Source organism: Rhodococcus sp. WS1 (assembly GCF_003797745.1).
Lineage (GTDB): Bacteria > Actinomycetota > Actinomycetes > Mycobacteriales > Mycobacteriaceae > Rhodococcus_F > Rhodococcus_F erythropolis.
The window spans coordinates 2,573,104-2,591,249 of the sequence record NZ_RKLZ01000001.1 but is presented as its reverse complement, the minus strand read 5'-3'; the positions used below and the strand labels follow the sequence as shown (position 1 = coordinate 2,591,249).

The window sequence follows — 18,146 nt, the reverse complement described above, 5'->3', positions numbered from 1 at the left end:
AGCAGAGTAATTAACGAACGGGCGGCACCTCACCGGTGCCGCCCGTTTCGTGTATCACGGGAGAGGGCGTACACATGAACGACATCGAACTGGGTCACCTGCGTCGTTGCGTCGAATTGGCAACGGAAGCATTGGATGCCGGCGACGAACCTTTCGGTTCCGTCCTGGCAGCGGCCGACGGAACATTTCTGGCGGAAGATCGAAACAGGATCGCGGGCGGCGACAACACTCGCCACCCCGAGTTCGAGCTGGCTCGGTGGGCGGCTCAGTATCTGACGCCGGAAGAGCGTTCGACGGCAACGGTATTCACCTCGGGAGAGCACTGCGCGATGTGTTCGGCTGCGCACGCATGGGTGGGCCTCGGACGTATCGTCTACATCTGCTCTTCGGCTCAACTCGGCGACTGGCTCGCGGAGTGGGGTGCGGCCCCGGCGCCGGTGAAGTCTCTGTCCGTCAACGAGGTTGCGCCGAACGTCCCGGTCGAAGGTCCGGTGCCGGAGTTGGTTCCGCTGGTGCGAGAACTGCATCGGAAGTTGCATTCGCAGAGCGCTTGACGGGCACACGCAAACGGGCGGCACCCCGCTGGAGGTGCCACCCGTTTGCGTGTGGAGTCAGGAAACTGCGTCGACCGCTCGAACCTTCTCTCGCAGTTCGCCCTTGACGACCTTGCCGCTTGCATTGCGCGGCAGCGCTTCCACGACGACGATGTCCTTCGGGTGCTTGTAACGCGCGAGACGATCATTGAGGAAGCTGCTCAGTTCCTCGATGGTCAGGTCCACGGCTGAACCTGGCGCCATCGCGACGATCGCTACCGGCACCTCACCCCACTTGGCGTCGGGGCGACCGACGACGGCCGCTTCGACGATCAATTCGTGTTCGTAGAGAACGTTTTCCACCTCGGCGCAGTAGATGTTCTCTCCGCCGGAGATGATCATGTCCTTCTTGCGATCGACGACGTAGACAAAGCCTTCGTCGTCGACTCGAACGAGATCGCCGGAGTGGAACCATCCACCGTGGAAGGCGTCAGCGGTGGCGGTGGAGTTGTTCCAGTACTCGCTCATCATCGTGGGCCCGCGGTAGACGATTTCACCGATTTCACCGGGCGCCACGTCGTCCATGTTCTCGTCGACGACCCTGGCCGAAATGGTCGGGATGACCCGACCGACGGATCCGAGCTTGCGAATCGCATCCTCACCGTCGAGAACGCAAGTGATGGGCGACATCTCGGTCTGACCGAAGACTGCGACATTGAACGCGTCCGGAAAGGTTTCGGCCATTGCCCGCAGGATCGTATCGGACGATGGTGCGGCGCCCCACGAGATGTTCTTCAGCGACAGTGCTCGAGGTTGCGCCTTCTGCACTGCGCACACGGCCTGCCATTGCACGGGCACGAGGAACAAGCTGGTGACCTTCTCGGCTTCGAGAATGTCGAGTAGTTGACCAGGGTCGAATGCGCCGACCGGATGGATCACCGTGGTCGTGCCGAGTTGCAGGCTCGGCGCGATGGAACCGAGGGCTGCGATGTGGAACATGGGCGACGCGCAGAAGCCGATGGAATCGGCATTGAACAGGTGGAAGGCCCTGATACAGGTCAATGCTTGCGAAGACAGGTTGGAGTGGGAGAGCACCGAACCCTTGGGGCGGCCGGTGGTTCCCGAGGTGTACATGATGAGTGCAGGAGTGTCGTCCGGGATGTCGACGAACGCGTGCGGCTCGCCCGCCTCGCTGATCAGGTCCTCGTAGTTCAGGCTGTCACCCTCGGCGGGGGCGCCCACGGTGATGGAGATGTCGATACCCTCTGACGCGGCACGCGCCGCTCCGGCCAGTGGAGCCAATGGTCCCTCGGCGACAATGACTTTGGAGCCGGAGTCGTTGACCAGGTACGCGATCTCGGGTGGCGTGAGACGGAAGTTCACCGGAACAGCTATCGCGCCCAATGCGTTGGTCGCGAGCACGATCTCGAGGTATTCGGGGCGATTGAGCATCAGGATGAGCACGCGGTCGCCGAAGCTGACGCCGCGTCGGGCTAGAGCGTCTGCCAGCTTCTCGACGCGTGCGTCGAGGGTGCTCCAGGTGATGGAATCGCCCAAGAATCGCAGCGCGGTGCGATCGGGAATCATCTGCGCATGCCTGGCGATCTGATTGTTCCAGTTGGTGCGGCGTGAACGCTGCGCCTCGGAGACTGCATCGGTGGAGGCCATCGATGGGTTCCTCTCATGCGTGGGTGATTGTGTGACTCAGGCTACAGTGAGCCGTCGATTCTCACAGTGGTTTTGTTAACGAAAATTCGCAACGACTACTTGAAGTGCGGTGCGCGCTTCTGCAGCATCGCCATCGCGCCTTCTTTGAAGTCATCGCCGGTGAGAAGTTCTGCCTGACCGGTATTTTCGAGCTCCAACGCGGCATCGAGGCGGTCCAGCGTCGCCGCATTGAGTGCGCGCTTGGTGAGTTCGAGTGCGCGTCGGGGAGCCTTCGACGTGCGATCGACGACCGAGTCGACGAGTGCGTCGAACGCGTCGTCTGCGACGGTGCGGGACACGAGCCCGAAACGCTCTGCGTCCTCGGCGGAAACCCGCTCGCCCAGCAACGCCATCTCGGCCGCTCTGGCACGTCCGATCGCTGCCGGCACCAGCGCACTGGCGCCGCCGTCGGGCATCAGGCCGATGTTGACGAACGAGAGGAGGAAATAGGCGCTCGATGCTGCGTACGTCAGGTCAGCGGCCAGGGCGATGGACACTCCGACGCCGGCTGCCGGGCCGTTGACCGCGGCGATCACCGGGACCGGGGCGCTGGTGATGGCGCGAATCAGAGAAGTCGCGGCATCCATGACAACTTTCGGGTCTGCGGGGTTGAGGGCCGCTGCCGCAAGATCGGCTCCGGTGCAGAACGCTCGACCGGATCCGGTGATCACGATGGTACGAACTCTCGGGTCTGCGCCGCCCTCTCTGACGGCGGCTGCGAAAGCAGTCATCGTGGGTAGATCGATCGCGTTCATCCGCTTCGGGCGGTCGAAGGTCAATCGCAGTACACCGTCGGTGATTTCGGAGCGAAAGCCCGTCTCGGCGGTGGCGGTCATGCCGCGCTCACAGCGGTGACGAATCCGGAAAGCCGTGAGGTGATGAGGTGTTCGGCCTCCGAGACCATGCGGTCGATCATGTCGGCGACGGTCGGGATGTCGTTGATCAACCCTTGGCTTTGCCCGGCGGACCAGATGCCTGCATCGAGATCGCCGTCTTCGAAGACCTTGCGCCCGCGTGCCCCGGCGACCAGATGCTGGATGTCGCTGAACTGCGCGTCGCCGCGCGCCTCGATGTCGACGACTTCGGCGCTGATCGCATTCGCTGCTACGCGTGCGGTGTTGTGCAGAGTCCGGAAAATCAGCTTGGTGTCACGCTCGGTGTTGGCGACTATCTGCTCTTTAACCGATTGTGCTACAGGAGATTCCACGGTGCACATGAATCGAGTTCCCATGTTGACGCCGTCTGCTCCGAGCGCAAGCGCCGCGACGAGTCCGCGGGAATCTGCGATTCCGCCTGACGCGATCACCGGAATCGTGAGTTGCTGCGTGGCCGCCGGAATCAGAATCAGCCCTGGTATGTCGTCTTCACCTGGGTGTCCGGCGCATTCGAAGCCGTCGATGCTGACGGCGTCGACGCCCAGTCTCTCGGCCTTGACCGCGTGACGAACTGCAGTGCACTTGTGGATCACCTTCACTCCCGCGTCCTTGAAATGCGGAAGATGATCGATCGGATTGGAACCGGCCGTCTCGACGATCTTGATCCCGGATTCGATGATCGCCTGGCGATATTCGGCGTACGGCGGCGGCGTGATCGACGGCAGAATCGTGAGATTGACGCCGAAAGGCTTGTCGGTGAGATCGCGGGTCCGAGCAATTTCCTTGACGAGATCTTCCGGAGTGGGTTGGGTAAGGCCGGTCAGGAACCCCAGGGCGCCGGAATTTGCCGTGGCCGCAACAAGTTCTGCGCGTCCTACCCACATCATGCCGCCCTGCACGATCGGATGGTCTACGCCGAACATCTCGGTGAAGCGAGTGCGAATCATCTGCTCACAACTACTTTCTTACGATCGGTCAATCGGCATCGAACCCTATTGCAGGCGAAGAAAAATCCTGCGCTGCATGGAACGAGCCCGCCAGCGGACTGCGTGCAAGTTTGTGCGAATCATCACTAACATAACACCGGTGTGAGAGCGGGTGTCAAGACTCTTTCTCCGGAATCCGTCCGCAGTGACAGCCGCGTTGTAGGGTTTCGGGTGAAGCCGTACCGGGCGCGAATTGCGACCTTCGCGACGGTTAACATGGTCCGTTCGGACTCGCGCCCGTAGAAATGCGGTGCAGCGGACGAAGGCAGTGGACGAAAGCAACGGAAGTGGAGGGTCAGGTGCCCGGACAGACACGCGTCTCCGTGAGCGGCAGTGGCTCTGCACCACGAACGCGTCCGAAGAATCGGAAGGCCCAAATCGCGGCCGCTGCCGCGGAGGCATTCAGTGAACGTGGCTACCACGCGGTCGGCATCGACGAGATCGCCGCGAAGGTCGGAATCTCCGGGCCGGCCCTTTACCGCCATTTCCCCACGAAATACGCGCTGTTCGTCTACACCGTGAACAACCTGACCCAGGCGTTGCTGGATGCCAGCGATCCCGCGGTACACGGAAACGACGATCCACGCGAGCAGTTGAACTCCACCATGGTGGGGGTCATCCGCGCGACGATCGAGAATCGGCGTAGGGGAGGGCTCTACCGTTGGGAGGGCCGGTACCTGGTCGACGAGGATCGTGAGCAATTGCGGGCGGGAATGCGCACGCTCAATCTTCGGATTGCCGAGCCGTTGGCCGCAGTGCGCCCGGAACTGGACCCGGCCGATGTCGAGCTGATCGCACCGGCTGTGCTCAGCGTGATCGCCAGTATCACCGGTCATCGATCGGCGTTGTCCGCCAAGCAGATCGAATCGTTGATTCTCACAGCTTGTTGGTCGGTCATCGGCGTCGAGTTGCCCGTTGGTGCGAAGGGCGGCGGCAAGAAACAGGCGCCCGAACGCAAACCCGGCCTTGCCCGGACGTCGAAACGTGAAGTGCTGCTTCAGGAAGCCGTATTGCTGTTCTATCAGCGCGGCTATCACGACGTGAGTATCGAGGAGATCGGCGCCGCAGCGGGTATCAACGCGTCGAGCGTGTACCGGCACTTCGCGAGCAAGGCCGATCTACTCGCCGCGGCTTTCCACCGGGCGTCCGATCGCCTGACGATGACGTTGGGTTCGGCGTTGGCGGAGTCGGAGACACCACTCGCGGCCGTAGAGACATTGGCCAAGATGTACGTCGAGGTGTCGTTCGGCAGAAGCGAACTGTTGGCAGTCTATTTCGCCGAGATCGGCAGCTTGCCGGACCGGTCGCGGACCGAGTTGCGGAACATCCAGCGGCTCAACGTGGAGGAGTGGGCGCACTTGTGCGTCGAGGCGCGGCCGGAGTTGACGATCGTCCAAGCGCGGTTCCTCGTCCACGCGGCGCTTGGTCTGGTGTTCGACATCGGCAGGATCGTGCACTTTTCCTCGGAGAACTCCGCGCAGGCACGCGTCGAGAAATTGCTGACCGCGACTCTCCTGGGGTAGCGCAGTCCGAAACAGTAGGTGTGACTTCACGTATCGCGGGTAGGTTCGTGATCGCAAGGCGTTCACCGAATCATGTGAAGACGGAAGTAGGGACAGCAATGCCAACTCGTACCGCACGCACCGCCTGGAACGGCACCCTCGAAGCCGGGGCGGGACAGGTCGAACTCACCAGCTCGGGTGTCGCGACCTTCGATGTGTCGTTCCCCAAGCGCGCAGCTGAGGAAGCCGGCGGAACCACCAGCCCCGAAGAACTGATCGCCGCGGCACATTCGTCCTGCTACGCGATGCAGTTGTCGGCACTGATCGCCGAGGCCGGCGGAACCCCGCAGAGCCTCGACATCACCGCAGACGTGTCGCTGGGCCCCGACACGGTCGGCTTCAAGCTCACCGGAATCAAGCTCACCGTTCGCGCCGAGGTCGACGGCCTCGACGCCGACGGTTTTGCCAAGGTTGCCCAGGCGGCCAAGGAAACGTGCCCGATCAGCAAGGCACTGACCGGCGTCGACATCACGTTGGATGCGGCACTGGACTGATCACCTCGTGCTCGGGCGCCCCCTGCGGCGCCCGAGTGCGGTTGTGTGTGACGACCAGGTAGCTTGCGAACAATATCGGGAGCACCCACAGATCCGAGGGATCACGAAAGACCACGATCGGCAAGAGCTCGCCGCGGAATCCTCCTGCGGTCCAGCGGAAAAACCCGATCACCCACTCGTACGCGTCGCCGATCGGCGAGACCGTCTTCACCGCGGCGAAGCCGATGCCCGTGACCGCGATGGACCAGGCGATCGCTGCTCGCCCCGCCAGCTTTCGTCTGAGCACCTCGAGAACCGAGAGCAGAAGCAAGGGAAACAGGAACACGCCGGCGACGTCGGACAGCTTGCCCGTCATCGTGTTCCCGAATGCCCCTTTGAGTACGTGGTCGTTGACCAAGATGACGGACACCGAGACCAGCGCCCACGGACTCAGCAGCAGATCGCCCGGGCGGTTCACGACAGGTTGATGGTTGCCGAGCCGGACGAGAACAGGTCGCACTTGAACTGAAGGCGAAGACCGGTGGCGGCTTCGGGGACCTCGTACGCCAATTCGCCTCGCTTGGCTGCACCCGGCGCAAGCTCTCCGTCGACGCTCGACGTGCTGCTGTCGGTGAACGTGATGTTGTACGACTTGTTGGTCGAGTCCTGCAGTTCGAAGCACATCATCGATGACACGGTCGACGGCTTGTCGCTGTTGTTGGTGACCTCGGTGTCGACCACGACGTAGCGGTTTCCGGGATCCGCGGTGATGAACTGATTGGTCGAGACATAGGGATCGACAACGCCGTGTACCTGGACGCGCCAGTCGCCCAGTTCGACGACGTCACCGATGCCGAAGGCAGCCGCGGGTGCGGCGGAAGAACCGTTGTCGTCGACCTTCTTCGCTTCGTCGGTCTCGCCAGAGGCGATGGTTGCGAACAGGGCTGCGCCGACGGCGAGGAGGGCGAGGGGAGTACGGAGTGATCGCATGATGTGCGCCTTTCGAGAGTTGGTATGGCACAAGTCAACGATGTGGGGACCGCTCACCGCTTCGGTCGAAAGATCGGGGAGCCTCATCCTTTCGGTCGGAGCTTGACGATTCGTCCACCCGTTCGGCTGATTCGAGGCGTCGGTGGCGGTGGATACGCTTGCCCGGTGATCACCACCAAAGGAACCGTTGTGCGACGACGCGTATGGACTACCGCCGCCGTCGCGTTCAGCCTTTTCTGTTCCTTCATGACGGTGGGCATCGCAGGCGCGTCGGGAAATATGCCACCGGCATTGGTCGGGATCGGGTTCGTCCTGGGCGTGGCCGGTGGGATATCGCTTGTCTGGCGCCATCAACATCCCTGGGTGGTTCTGGCGATCACGCTGGTCGGCCCGCTGTTCTTCCCCACCGATGCGACGGCGGCGCTCATCGCGTTGTTCGCCGTTGCTCGGATCGCGCGTGGGCCTCGGCTTGCAGCAGCCGCGGCAGCTGTCTTCGTCGTGTGCGGAAATTCGTTGACCTACGACGCTTTTCGAAATCGTGAGTACTCCGTTCTCACGATGGGCACCGCGAAACCCAAAGACGGTTCGGTGGTTGTTCAATACGACGTCGCCATCTGGATCCCGTGGCTCGTCGCTGCCGTCATGGTCGGCATTGTCGTGGCGCTCTCGCTCCTGATTCGGACCAGAACCGAACTCGTCGAGGCAGAGCACGTACGGGATCTGGCCACCGAGAAAACCGACGTGATGCGCGACGAGATGATTCGCACCGAGGAACGAACGCGGATCGCTCGAGACATGCACGACACGATCGCGGCCAGTTTGAGCCGGATCTCGTTGTTCGCCGGCGGGTTGCAGGTCAGCGCGGCAGACAATCCCGAGAAGGTCGTCAACACCGCAGCGATGATCAGAACCACCGCGCACGAGGCTTTGGACGAATTGAAGGGAATCGTCGGAGTGCTCAGGGGAAGCGGTGATCGCCGCGAACACGGTGGGCACCAGGGGATCGACGCGATCGGTGACCTGGTCAACAGTGCACGCGCGGCAGGCATCCACTGCCGTCTCGAATCCGAGTTGCTCCCGGGTGACGTCGGAATGTTGGCGGGGCATGTCTGTTATCGCGTCGTTCAGGAATCGTTGACCAACGTCCAGAAGTACGCGAGCGACCAAATGCTCGTCATTTCCGTGACCGGGTCGCCGCACGACGGAATCCGCATCCTCGCACGCAACAAGCTGAGCGAGCTTGCACCCATGACGTCGATCGGTTCACGATCCGGCCTACGCGGGTTGGCCGAACAGGCGCGAGAGATCGGCGGCAAGGTGGAGGCAGGCGCGTTGGGGGACGATTTCCTCGTCAGTTGCTGGGTGCCCTGGTCGTCGTAGCCCTCCCACCCTCTAACTGTCGGGGACACTGGGTAATCTGAGCGCACTATGGACGCTGACTCGCGCATCACAGTTTTGATCGTCGACAACGACGCGTGGGTTCGGCGCGGGATGAAGGACATCCTGGAAGCAGCGCCGGACATCGTGGTGGTTGCCGAGGCCGAGGACGGCGATCAGGTCGCAGCCAAGGTCACTCGTTTTCGTCCCCACGTGGTGCTGATGGATCTGAAAATGGCACGGGTCGGCGGCTTGGAGGCCACGCGTGAATTGATGACCATGAGCAATCCACCGAAGGTCATTGCCATGACCGCCTTCGACGTCGACGACATGGTTGTGCAGGCAGTCGAGGCGGGCGCGCACAGTTTCCTGAGCAAGGACGCAGCTCCGCAGGCGTTCCAGCAGGCGGTGCGGGTAGTGGCGTCGGACCACTCGTTGTTCAGTTGCGATTCTCTGCGCGCCATCGTGGCCTCGTCGCCGCGTCGGCAAGCGCCCGATCAGACTCCGCTCGCTTCGCTCACCGAGCGCGAGCGCGAAGTGCTGACAATCCTGGCGACAGGCGCGGCCAACAGTGTCATCGCGGAGCGGCTGTACCTCGGTGAGACCACCGTCAAGACGCATATCTCTTCGCTGTTCGCCAAGCTGGGTGTGCCCAACCGCGTGAGTGCATCGTTGATCGCGTTCCGGTGTGGCCTGGTCACGTGACTCGGGACTAATCCCGACCCTGTTCGTTGTTGCACCTTCGGTGACTGATCAAATCGTGATTGACCAAGACGTGACCATCGAAGTGTGGTCGGACGTCGCTTGTCCGTGGTGCTACATCGGAAAGACCAGGTTCCTCTCGGCGCTGGATCGTTTCGAGAACAAGGACCGCGTCAACGTCATCTGGCGCTCGTACCAGCTCGCTCCGGAGACCCCGGTGGGAGAGGGCCGAACCGAACTCGACGCCTTGGTCGAGATGAAGGGGATGGCGCCTGATCAGGTACGTCAGATGTTCGCCCACGTCAGCGCGACGGCCGCCGAGGTCGGGTTGACCTTGGATTTCGAAACCGTGATCGCCGCCAATACCTTTGATGCGCACAGGTTGCTGCATCTCGCGGGTGAGCGGCAGAACGAACTCCTCGAAGCGCTGTTCAAAGCGCACTTCAGCGACGGCAAGGTGATCGACGACCGTGAGGTGCTGGTCGAGCTGGCCGTGAGCGTCGGCCTCGACGCCGATGTCGTGCGCGAGCAACTGGGCTCCGATGCCGCAGCGGAGGCTGTCCGCGAAGATCTCTCCATGGCCCGCCAACTGCAGGTCAGCGGCGTTCCGTTCTTTGTCGCGAACCGTGCGGTTGCCGTGTCCGGCGCTCAGCCCGAAGAGGTGTTTCTGCAGTTGCTCACTCAGGCCTCCGAACCGGCCTGAGTAAGGCGAGCGGCACGCACCGCCGGGGCGTTCGAAAACGGCAACAGATGTGCGCCGTTCACGGGGCAGGACAACGTCACGTGCGCTGCATCGACGAACCGGTACGGCTGCGCTGCAACAACTCCGGCGAGGTTCTTTCGCAGACGCGACATCTCGGCCCGCGCGGTCACCGTGCGGGCCGGGTCGCCGAACAGATCTTGCGCCAACCGCGATGCAGTCAGTCCCCGTCTCTCGGATCCGAGGAGGAACAGAATCTCCGCATGTCGTTGGGTGGGGGCGTATGCCCATTCGCCGAAACCCGACGTGACGGTCACCGACATGTTCTCGGAATCGCGCAGATCGATATGCACCGTGGGCGCGCTGATTCTCTCGCCGGTGGCGATCGGTCGAATTAGCCACCCGCCGGGAAGCGGATCCAGTTCGCACAGGCCCAGGGCCGGGAACCATGCCCTGCCGGGAGCCAAAGCTGCGGGGAGCAGCACGCGCGAGCGATGAGGTAACGCGTCGACCGCTGCGACCCATCCGTGGGTGTCGATCACCAATGCGGGTGATCCGCTTCGTGCAAGCATCGGCCCTGCAACAGAACGTAGTTGATCGAGATTGTCCCGATGCTTGTCGCGCAGGTGTGATTGAGCGAGGCGTGCGACGGCGTCGACCAGAGCGAGCGTCGTGGGATGGACGGTCTTGGCAGGACCACTGATGTCGACGACGCCGATGACACGGTCGTCCCGCGGATCGCGGATGGGCGCCCCCGCACACGTCCACGGATGATGGCTGCGCGCATAGTGTTCCGCCGAGAAGATCTGAACCGCCTGTCGTGACACCAATGCCGTTCCGATGGCATTGGTGCCGACGCTGTCCTCCGCCCAGTTCGCCCCTTCGACAAATCCCAGACGCGCAGCTTGGTCCAGTACGCGATGGGACCCGCTGCGCCACAGTACAGTTCCGCGAAGATCTGCGACGACCATGATGTTCTCACCGCTCGCGGTGACCGATTCGAGTCCGCGTGTCACGTCGTCGAGTACGTCGTACAGTCCGGACTCACGACGACGGAGATCGAGTTCGGCGACGTCCATCGACGGTTCGACCCGGCTGTGCTCGGGATCGATAGCGAGTTCGCGCAGGCGCTGCCACGATTGGCGCACCACGTCCCTTGGGCGGGCCGGTGCGCGGTCTCCGGCCATCGTCGCGTCGTACACCGCGGCGAGGGTCCTCGCGTAGTCGCGAGGATCCTCGCCGGGCGGCATCGCAGGCTCTGGCAACCGCTTTTTCAGTGAAGACACCGCTTTCGGCGAAGACGCCGCTTTCAGTGAAGACACCTCGGTCAGCGGTAGACGAGACCGCCGTCGATGAGACCGGCCTGCCCGGTCATGTAGTCGGAATCGGGCCCAGCGAGGTAAGAGACGAAACCGGCTACGTCGTCGGGGGTTTCAGCTCGACCCAGCGCAATTCCGCCGACGAACTTCTCGTAGGTGGCGCCCTCTGGCGCACCGGTCAACTCGGCGAACCTCTTGTCGATCGTCACCCACATGTCGGTGCCCACGACGCCGGGGCAGTACGCGTTGACGGTGATTCCGTCGGTCGCGTATTCCTTGGCCGCAGCCTGAGTGAGGGCCCTGACCGCGAATTTTGTTGCGCTGTAAACACCTAACATGGCGAACCCGTCATGACCGGCGATGGACGACGCGTTGATGATCTTTCCGCGCTGACCGAGCGCCTGGAACTTTGCCGCTGCGGCTTGAATTCCCCACAGGACACCGTCGACGTTGACGCTCCAGATCTTGGAGACCTCGTCCGGCGTCGCATCGGAGATCGGGCCGACGAGAGCGATTCCCGCGTTGTTGACGATGACGTCGAATCCGCTCAACTCACTGTGCGCGTGTTCGACTGCGGCGTGAACCTGCGCGCGATCGCTGACATCGGCGATAAACGTCGTCGCACGACGACCGATCTGTCTGATCTCGTCGGCAACCGCATCCAGCTTGGTCTGGTCGAGGTCGACCAACGCGATGTCGGCGCCGTCGTGGGCGAGGCGGAGAGCGATTCCGCGTCCGATTCCTTGGCCGGCGCCGGTGACCAGTACTACCTTGCCCGTGATGCTCATGCAGATCTCCTCGTAAGCAGTGAACCAGTCGGTTGTGAACCGGTGAGTGATTTGTATGTGACGGCGACCACAATGCGGAAGGGTTGCACCGTGTTGCAATTCCGGAAAATCGGACAGCAGTTGCAACCCTCGGCAACCCTCCCGGTACCCCGCGCGACGGTTCCATAGTTGCGCCACCACTTCGCGAATCATCTTGCGAGACAATCTGGGAGAGGGCACATGACCGCTACAGTCGACACACCCACGGAACCGGCCACGCCGAGCCGACAACCGTCACGCCGCTGGATCGGGTTCGGGATCGCGAACCTCGTGATCGTTCTCGTGCTGGCCGTGGCGAGTTGGTACCTTCTGGCCGATCCGACCACCAGTCCCTGGAGTTTCTATCCTCTGCCGTTCAACGCGGCGCTTTTCTGGGCAATCCTTTTTGTTGTGTTCATCGGCTTCAATTGCGAGTTCGCCGGCTTCGATCGACTCCCACAGCCGGCGAAAGGCTTGGCGATCATGGTCGCGACCGCGGCCTTCGCCGTCGTGGTGACGTGGCTCCTGGCAAACGGCTTGGGGAGTTTGTACCCGGATTTCGCGGCCGATCGTGAGGGCGGCCTCGGATATTTCGCGGGTGCGCTGTTCGTGCTCTTCGGCTTCGGGACCTGGGTGATGGTGGTCCTGAACTGGCAGCATTGGCCGTGGACTTCCCTAGGGATGAAGCAGCCGTTGGTGGGTTTGTGTGAGATCGCGTTTGTCGCCGTCGCGACGCTGGCGCTGTACTTCGTGTTCGGTCTGCCGTCCGTGTCGCTGTCCGCCACGGATCCGTTGATGACCGTCGACACCGTACTCGGGTGGTTCTACTGCGTCGTGGTGGTCGTGATCCTGACTGGCCAGACGCTCGACAACTGGCCGTGGCGACTGTTCGGCGGCGGGGGTAAGACGGCGCTCGCAGCCACGATCGGTAACTTCGCCGTCGGAACCGGCTTGTACTTCGTGGCGCTTCCAGTGGTGAAGGCACTTGTGGGAAGCGATGCCGTTGCCGAGTTGGGTGGTGTGGTCCATCAGTTCCCGGCGCAGCTCGGTGTGTGCTGGGCCTTCTGGATGATCTTCTGGGCCAACGCCTTCGGTAACAAGCCCACGGGCTTTTCGGACGGGGTCAATCTGGCGATCCGCGCGCTGCTCACGTTTGCGCTCGCGGTGGTCACATTCTTGTTCTATTACCGCTTTGCGGCAGAGCACATTCTTCACGAGCCGGCAGTTGTCGACGGATTGCACGGCAATGCACTGGGTTTCGTGGACTGGGCGGTGTTGTGGACGCTGTTCTACGTCGTGGGATTTCAGTCGCTGGGACTCGGCAAATTCAAGCCTGCTGAGGGGTGAGTCGGTTGCCCGCACATCGGTGCGGGTAACCGGTATCGGGCGGCGACACCGCGCCCGCTGATTGCAACAGACTGCAACGCTTGTGACCGGGGCCACTTATGGGATGTGCTGTGTGTCACATTCACAAACAAGGAGAAGTGATGACGCAAACCATCGATTCCGCAGTCACCCCCGAGGTGAAGTTGACGGCGGTGACACCTCAGGAACGCGTCGACGCCTGGCTGGCGGATTTCGAGTCGGCCCTCGCGGCTCGTGACATCGAGCGTGTGGCAGGCAAATTTGCACTCGACAGCTTCTGGCGCGACTTGGTGTCGTTCACCTGGAACATCAAGACCGTCGAAGGTCGCGAGCAGATTGCCGACATGCTCTCCGAGCGTCTCGACGACACCGATCCTTCGGGATTCCGGACCACCGAGACACCCGACGAAGCCGACGGCGTCACGTCGGCCTGGATCGAATTCGAGACTGCAACCGGTCGCGCGCACGGGCACCTTCGTTTGAAAGGAGATGAAGGTTGGACCCTGCTGACGTCGTTGCAGGAATTGAAGGGACACGAAGAAGGTAAGGGCACTCGCCGGCCTCGTGGAGCCAAGCACGGAGCAGACCCGAACCGCATCACGTGGGCCGAGCAGAAGGAGATCGAGGATCGCGAACTCGGTTACACCACACAGCCTTACGTCGTGATCGTCGGCGGCGGACAGGGAGGCATCGCCCTCGGTGCCCGGATGCGCCAACTCGGAGTTCCGGCCATCGTGATCGACAGCCACGAGCGGCCGGGTGATCAGTGGCGCGGACGCTACAAGTCCCTGTGCCTGCACGACCCGGTTTGGTACGACCACCTGCCATACATGCCGTTCCCCGACAACTGGCCGGTGTTCGCGCCCAAGGACAAGATCGGCGACTGGCTCGAGATGTACACCAAGGTCATGGAGGTTCCGTACTGGAGTTCCACGACCTGCACCTCTGCGTCGTTCGACGAGAAGACCCAGGAATGGACCGTCGAGGTCAACCGCAACGGCGAGAAGCTGACGTTGCGTCCCAAGCAGTTGGTGATGGCGACGGGTATGTCCGGCAAGGCCAACGTTCCGACGTTCCCCGGGCAGGACAAGTTCCTCGGCGATCAGCACCACTCGAGCAAGCACCCCGGCCCGGATCAGTACGTGGGCAAGAAGGTCGTCGTGATCGGGGCCAATAACTCCTCGCACGACATCTGCGGTGCACTGTGGGAGAACGGCATCGACGTCACGATGGTGCAGCGCAGCTCGACGCACATCGTGAAGTCGGATTCGCTGATGGATTTGGGCTTGGGTGATCTGTACTCGGAGCGTGCACTGGCCGCGGGCATGACGACACACAAGGCAGACCTCACGTTCGGTTCGCTGCCGTACCGGATCATGCACGAGTTCCAGATCCCGGTGTACGACGCAATCCGTGAGCGCGACAAGGATTTCTACGATCGCCTCGAGAAGGCGGGCTTCGAGCACGACTGGGGCGACGACGGTTCAGGTCTGTTCATGAAGTACCTACGACGCGGCTCGGGCTACTACATCGACGTCGGCGCGGCCGAACTGGTCGCGAACGGGGACATCAAGCTCGCGCACGGCAACATTCGTGAGCTGACCGAGAACAGCGTGATCCTCGAAGACGGTACGGAATTGCCTGCCGACGTGGTGGTCTACGCGACCGGCTACGGCTCGATGAACGGCTGGGTGGCGGATCTGATCGGTCAGGACACCGCCGACAAGGTCGGCAAGGTGTGGGGCCTGGGGTCGAACACCACCAAGGATCCGGGACCGTGGGAAGGCGAGCAGCGCAACATGTGGAAGCCGACGCAGCAGGAAGCGCTGTGGTTCCACGGAGGCAATCTGCACCAGTCGCGCCACTACTCGCTGTACTTGGCGTTGCAGTTGAAGGCGCGTTACGAGGGCATCCCGACGCCGGTGTACGGACTGCAGGAAGTGCATCATCTGAGCTGAAATAGAACTGCTGTGCGCCTTTATTAACCGCCCGCGGTTAATAAAGGCGCACAGCAGGTTCAGCGAAGGGCGTACTTTTTTGCTACTTCGGTGTTCTTGGTCGCGCGCTCGGTGAGGAAGGCGAATGCCAACCCGAGCACGAGCCAGAGCGTCGCCTGCGTAGCGAGCGAGGAAAGTCGGAACTCCCACAGCAGAGTTGCCGGGAAGTCCTCGCCCACCTCGTTGATGCCGGGAAGCGAGACGTAACCGATCGTGGCGATCACCAGGAACGCAGCCACCGGAGCAGCGATGCGCACGCTGAGGAACTCGTGCCCGGAAACTGCCTTTGCCGCCGCTGCTGCCGCGGTGACGGACAGTAGCCCGAGAATCACGGCGGCCAGCCACAGCAGTGTGCGCTGGTTGATGGTGTCGGGATCTCCGACGGCCGGCGGATTGGCCGGGTACTTGAAGAAGGGCACGGCCTCGATGGCCAGCCAACCACCGACGGCGATGGTGATCGCCAACAACGGCCCGGACATTCCGGTGAGTCGTCGAGCGTAATTGGCAACGACCGAGAAGATCGCCCCGAGTGCCAGTCCGGCCAGCGCTGTGGCCAGGAACAGCCCAGCGCGCTGCCCGTCGCGGCTCACCAGTGGTTCTTCTTCGTCACCGTGCGAATGCCCAGCGGCTTCGCCGGCAACCTCACCGGTGGCGCTGTTGGCTTCTTCGATCGCAATGGCGGCATTGACGTGCGGTTCACCCAGCACGAATGCAACTCCGCCGGCAAGGATGCCTGCGATCAAACCAGCCAACAAACCACGAATGAGAAGCTTCGTGAAATTGTCGACTAGTGGCACGGCAGGCCCATCAAGTGTCGACCGTCGTGCATCAATTCATGCATGTACATGCCGGTGCGAGAGATAGCGCCCTGGTCGAATCCGACCAGGTAGAGAGCGAGCATCGCGAACAGAACTACTGCAGCGGCGAGGAAAGCAAGACGAGTCGAATCGATCGACGTATCGGGAGAATAGGCGAGAGCCATCGAAGCCTCCTGGGATTTTCGCGTCCCCTAGGTCCATGCGATGGCCGAAGTGTCTGGCTGTCGAAATAGTCGTGCCGAAAAAGGCACTTCACCTCGAATTACAGTGGCGCGACCGCTCCGGGCTTTCACCGGATTCCTGTCGGACCATCGCGTTTACATGCGAACTTTTGCACTACTGCCCGCACCGTGTCAACGCGTAAGCCGAGATGACCGTCGATTGTGCCCGCCAAGGCGGGCACAATCGTTCGAGATCAGCTCTTTGCGGCGACGTCCAGGACAACTTCGAACTCGAGCAACGACGCACCCGAAGCGACGGGCTTCGCACGCTCGCCGGAATGGGCTTCGCGGGCAGGGCCGTCACGCCAATCGGCGAACGCCTGCTCGGACTCCCACTGCGTCACCACGAAGTAGCGGCTCTCACCTGCGGTGGGGCGGAGGAGTTGGAATCCGAGAAAGCCCGGGGAGTTCTCGACTGCATGAGCGCGTGCTGCGAAGCGCTTCTCCAGTTCGGGGCCGGCGCCCTCGGGGACCTCGATTGCATTGATCTTCACGACTGCCATGCAAGCGACATTACCCGCGCACCTTCACCGCGTACCGTGACACTCGTGTTGCATGACGAAGGTGGAACAGGACAACCGATTCTGTTGTTGCACGGCCTCATGGGCAGCTCGAGGACGTGGCGACGCCAGGTGCCGTGGATCCGCGAGTTCGGCCACGTCTACACGTTCGACGCCGCCGGTCACGGCCGGCCCGCGCCGTCAGAGCTGACCACCGAGGCATTCGTCGACGACCTGGCATCTGCCGTTGCGTCCATCGAGGAGCCGATGATCGTGATCGGCCATTCGATGGGGGCTCTGCACGCGTGGTGCTTCGCCGCATCGCATCCCGAAAAGGTTTGTGCACTGGTCCTCGAAGACATGGCTCCGGATTTTCGCGGACGCACCGCCGCGGATTGGGCTCAGATGATCTCGGCGTGGCCGCAGCCGTTTGCTTCCGAGGACGCGATGAAGGAATTCTTCGGGCCCGTCGCCGGCCAGTACTTTCTCGACTCTTTCGACCGCCGCGACGACGGGTGGTACCTGCACGGCGAGGTGTCGACCTTCCGCGACATCTCGGAGGAGTGGGGCACGAGGCATTTCTGGGATCAGTGGAAGGCGATCGACGTGCCGACCTTGCTGATCGAGGGAGAGTTCACCATCACCCCCGAGGGACAGATGCGAGAGATGGCCGAGAGGCCGGGAACTCGGTACGTACGTATTGCCGATGCAGGCCACCTGGTTCACGACGATCAACCGCAGCGCTATCGCGAAGTGGTGACGGAATTCCTTCAGACGGTGAGCTGACTGCGGATCGACGCGCCCACCTGCTCCAGTTCGACGGCTCGCCTGGCCAGGAGTCCGGCAGCGAACTTCGCCTTGTCGCCGCGATGGCGGGGGACGACGTGGAGGTGCGAGTGGAACACGGTTTGCCCCGCGGCACGCCCGTCGTTGACCAGAAAGTTGACTCCGTCAGCGGCGATGTCGCAGCGGCGTAGAGCTCCGGCGATGAGCGTGCCGACGCGGAACATCTCTGCGCCCTCGTGGCTTTCGAGAGCATCGAGGTTTTCTGCATGACGCTTGGGGACCACCAGGGTGTGTCCGCGAGTCACCGGTCGGGCGTCGAGAAATGCAAGAGTCGTCTCGCTCTCGTGGACGAGAATCGCCGGCTCGGTCAGCGCGACGATCTTGCAGAAGACACAGGTATCGGTGCTCATGCCTACAGAATGTAGTCCG

The 18,146-nt window shown here is 62.4% G+C and carries 20 protein-coding genes and 1 riboswitch; of the genes, 9 read left to right on the top strand and 11 right to left on the bottom strand.

The window, feature by feature from the left end; all coding sequences use genetic code 11:
- The first annotated feature begins 74 nt into the window (after positions 1-74).
- Entirely contained in the window at positions 75-554 is a 480-nt protein-coding gene (locus EEB12_RS11925; RefSeq protein WP_019746801.1) for a nucleoside deaminase, read from the top strand.
- A 57-nt stretch (positions 555-611) separates the two neighbouring features.
- Here the strand turns inward: EEB12_RS11925 and fadD5 are convergent, their stop codons facing one another.
- The 3 genes from fadD5 to EEB12_RS11910 all read right to left on the bottom strand — a co-directional run bounded on the left by fadD5 (position 612) and on the right by EEB12_RS11910 (position 4,062).
- On the bottom strand, positions 612-2,201 hold the full coding sequence (gene fadD5 / locus EEB12_RS11920; protein ID WP_019746802.1) for a fatty-acid--CoA ligase FadD5: 1,590 nt from the start codon (positions 2,199-2,201) through the stop codon (positions 612-614).
- A gap of 95 nt (positions 2,202-2,296) precedes the next feature.
- Complete coding sequence (locus EEB12_RS11915; RefSeq protein WP_019746803.1) at positions 2,297-3,076, bottom strand: enoyl-CoA hydratase; 780 nt, start codon at positions 3,074-3,076, stop codon at positions 2,297-2,299.
- On the bottom strand, positions 3,073-4,062 hold the full coding sequence (locus tag EEB12_RS11910; RefSeq protein WP_019746804.1) for an NAD(P)H-dependent flavin oxidoreductase: 990 nt from the start codon (positions 4,060-4,062) through the stop codon (positions 3,073-3,075). The genes EEB12_RS11915 and EEB12_RS11910 overlap by 4 nt, the downstream gene beginning before the upstream one ends.
- A 284-nt stretch (positions 4,063-4,346) precedes the next feature.
- On the opposite strand from EEB12_RS11910, the gene EEB12_RS11905 reads away from it, so the two are divergent.
- Both EEB12_RS11905 and EEB12_RS11900 read left to right on the top strand, forming a co-directional pair.
- Complete coding sequence (locus tag EEB12_RS11905; RefSeq protein WP_181447635.1) at positions 4,347-5,624, top strand: TetR/AcrR family transcriptional regulator; 1,278 nt, start codon at positions 4,347-4,349, stop codon at positions 5,622-5,624.
- A gap of 98 nt (positions 5,625-5,722) precedes the next feature.
- Entirely contained in the window at positions 5,723-6,157 is a 435-nt protein-coding gene (locus EEB12_RS11900; RefSeq protein WP_141487815.1) for an OsmC family peroxiredoxin, read from the top strand.
- Here EEB12_RS11900 and EEB12_RS11895 read toward each other — a convergent pair.
- Positions 6,132-6,614: a hypothetical protein gene (locus EEB12_RS11895; RefSeq protein ID WP_019746806.1), complete on the bottom strand. Its 483-nt coding sequence runs from the start codon at positions 6,612-6,614 to the stop codon at positions 6,132-6,134. The genes EEB12_RS11900 and EEB12_RS11895 overlap by 26 nt on opposite strands.
- Positions 6,611-7,126, bottom strand: coding sequence for a DUF4352 domain-containing protein (locus EEB12_RS11890; RefSeq protein ID WP_019746807.1), 516 nt, complete (start codon positions 7,124-7,126; stop codon positions 6,611-6,613). Before EEB12_RS11890 ends, EEB12_RS11895 begins: the two co-directional genes overlap by 4 nt.
- Positions 7,127-7,150: 24 nt before the next feature.
- On the opposite strand from EEB12_RS11890, the gene EEB12_RS11885 reads away from it, so the two are divergent.
- Genes EEB12_RS11885 through EEB12_RS11875 form a run of 3 tightly spaced genes read left to right on the top strand, consistent with a single transcriptional unit; the run spans position 7,151 to position 9,908 of the window.
- Positions 7,151-8,506, top strand: coding sequence for a sensor histidine kinase (locus EEB12_RS11885; protein WP_141487814.1), 1,356 nt, complete (start codon positions 7,151-7,153; stop codon positions 8,504-8,506).
- A gap of 48 nt (positions 8,507-8,554) precedes the next feature.
- Positions 8,555-9,208 (top strand): response regulator, encoded by a 654-nt coding sequence (locus EEB12_RS11880; protein ID WP_019746809.1) that lies wholly within the window; start codon positions 8,555-8,557, stop codon positions 9,206-9,208.
- A gap of 55 nt (positions 9,209-9,263) precedes the next feature.
- Entirely contained in the window at positions 9,264-9,908 is a 645-nt protein-coding gene (locus tag EEB12_RS11875; RefSeq protein WP_232816808.1) for a DsbA family protein, read from the top strand.
- Here the strand turns inward: EEB12_RS11875 and EEB12_RS11870 are convergent.
- A complete protein-coding gene (locus EEB12_RS11870) occupies positions 9,887-11,155 on the bottom strand; it encodes a GAF domain-containing protein (protein ID WP_141487893.1) in 1,269 nt (422 codons plus the stop codon). The two genes, EEB12_RS11875 and EEB12_RS11870, sit on opposite strands and share 22 nt — an antisense overlap.
- Positions 11,156-11,232: 77 nt before the next feature.
- Positions 11,233-12,012: an acetoin reductase gene (locus EEB12_RS11865; RefSeq protein WP_029254419.1), complete on the bottom strand. Its 780-nt coding sequence runs from the start codon at positions 12,010-12,012 to the stop codon at positions 11,233-11,235.
- 219 nt (positions 12,013-12,231) lie between these two features.
- Here EEB12_RS11865 and EEB12_RS11860 point away from each other — a divergent pair, with 219 nt between their 5' ends.
- Both EEB12_RS11860 and EEB12_RS11855 read left to right on the top strand, forming a co-directional pair.
- Positions 12,232-13,377 (top strand): hypothetical protein, encoded by a 1,146-nt coding sequence (locus EEB12_RS11860; RefSeq protein WP_141487813.1) that lies wholly within the window; start codon positions 12,232-12,234, stop codon positions 13,375-13,377.
- 140 nt (positions 13,378-13,517) lie between these two features.
- On the top strand, positions 13,518-15,353 hold the full coding sequence (locus EEB12_RS11855; RefSeq protein WP_020968370.1) for a flavin-containing monooxygenase: 1,836 nt from the start codon (positions 13,518-13,520) through the stop codon (positions 15,351-15,353).
- Between the two features lie 59 nt (positions 15,354-15,412).
- Here the strand turns inward: EEB12_RS11855 and EEB12_RS11850 are convergent, their stop codons facing one another.
- The 3 genes from EEB12_RS11850 to mhuD all read right to left on the bottom strand — a co-directional run bounded on the left by EEB12_RS11850 (position 15,413) and on the right by mhuD (position 16,934).
- Positions 15,413-16,189, bottom strand: coding sequence for a CbtA family protein (locus EEB12_RS11850; protein WP_019746815.1), 777 nt, complete (start codon positions 16,187-16,189; stop codon positions 15,413-15,415).
- The gene (locus tag EEB12_RS11845) at positions 16,180-16,374 is read right to left on the bottom strand and encodes a CbtB domain-containing protein (protein WP_003945915.1); all 195 of its coding nucleotides are present in this window, start codon (positions 16,372-16,374) and stop codon (positions 16,180-16,182) included. Before EEB12_RS11845 ends, EEB12_RS11850 begins: the two co-directional genes overlap by 10 nt.
- 24 nt (positions 16,375-16,398) lie before the next feature.
- Positions 16,399-16,538, bottom strand: a riboswitch (cobalamin riboswitch).
- An 87-nt stretch (positions 16,539-16,625) separates the two neighbouring features.
- The gene (mhuD, locus tag EEB12_RS11840) at positions 16,626-16,934 is read right to left on the bottom strand and encodes a mycobilin-forming heme oxygenase MhuD (RefSeq protein ID WP_007726927.1); all 309 of its coding nucleotides are present in this window, start codon (positions 16,932-16,934) and stop codon (positions 16,626-16,628) included.
- A gap of 45 nt (positions 16,935-16,979) precedes the next feature.
- Here mhuD and EEB12_RS11835 point away from each other — a divergent pair, with 45 nt between their 5' ends.
- Positions 16,980-17,717, top strand: coding sequence for an alpha/beta fold hydrolase (locus EEB12_RS11835; protein WP_029254422.1), 738 nt, complete (start codon positions 16,980-16,982; stop codon positions 17,715-17,717).
- Here the strand turns inward: EEB12_RS11835 and EEB12_RS11830 are convergent.
- Entirely contained in the window at positions 17,702-18,127 is a 426-nt protein-coding gene (locus EEB12_RS11830) for an HIT family protein (RefSeq protein WP_133727737.1), read from the bottom strand. The genes EEB12_RS11835 and EEB12_RS11830 overlap by 16 nt on opposite strands.
- Positions 18,128-18,146 lie beyond the last annotated feature (19 nt).

Coding starts and splice junctions, on each gene's coding strand:
- fadD5 (WP_019746802.1), bottom strand. CDS start 2,201: ATGGCCTCCACCGATGCAGTCTCCGAGGCGCAGCGTTCACGCCGCACC.
- EEB12_RS11925 (WP_019746801.1), top strand. CDS start 75: ATGAACGACATCGAACTGGGTCACCTGCGTCGTTGCGTCGAATTGGCA.
- EEB12_RS11855 (WP_020968370.1), top strand. CDS start 13,518: ATGACGCAAACCATCGATTCCGCAGTCACCCCCGAGGTGAAGTTGACG.
- EEB12_RS11860 (WP_141487813.1), top strand. CDS start 12,232: ATGACCGCTACAGTCGACACACCCACGGAACCGGCCACGCCGAGCCGA.
- EEB12_RS11890 (WP_019746807.1), bottom strand. CDS start 7,126: ATGCGATCACTCCGTACTCCCCTCGCCCTCCTCGCCGTCGGCGCAGCC.
- EEB12_RS11885 (WP_141487814.1), top strand. CDS start 7,151: ATGGCACAAGTCAACGATGTGGGGACCGCTCACCGCTTCGGTCGAAAG.
- EEB12_RS11910 (WP_019746804.1), bottom strand. CDS start 4,062: ATGATTCGCACTCGCTTCACCGAGATGTTCGGCGTAGACCATCCGATC.
- EEB12_RS11880 (WP_019746809.1), top strand. CDS start 8,555: ATGGACGCTGACTCGCGCATCACAGTTTTGATCGTCGACAACGACGCG.
- EEB12_RS11915 (WP_019746803.1), bottom strand. CDS start 3,076: ATGACCGCCACCGCCGAGACGGGCTTTCGCTCCGAAATCACCGACGGT.
- EEB12_RS11870 (WP_141487893.1), bottom strand. CDS start 11,155: ATGCCGCCCGGCGAGGATCCTCGCGACTACGCGAGGACCCTCGCCGCG.
- EEB12_RS11900 (WP_141487815.1), top strand. CDS start 5,723: ATGCCAACTCGTACCGCACGCACCGCCTGGAACGGCACCCTCGAAGCC.
- EEB12_RS11905 (WP_181447635.1), top strand. CDS start 4,347: ATGCGGTGCAGCGGACGAAGGCAGTGGACGAAAGCAACGGAAGTGGAG.
- mhuD (WP_007726927.1), bottom strand. CDS start 16,934: ATGGCAGTCGTGAAGATCAATGCAATCGAGGTCCCCGAGGGCGCCGGC.
- EEB12_RS11865 (WP_029254419.1), bottom strand. CDS start 12,012: ATGAGCATCACGGGCAAGGTAGTACTGGTCACCGGCGCCGGCCAAGGA.
- EEB12_RS11830 (WP_133727737.1), bottom strand. CDS start 18,127: ATGAGCACCGATACCTGTGTCTTCTGCAAGATCGTCGCGCTGACCGAG.
- EEB12_RS11845 (WP_003945915.1), bottom strand. CDS start 16,374: ATGGCTCTCGCCTATTCTCCCGATACGTCGATCGATTCGACTCGTCTT.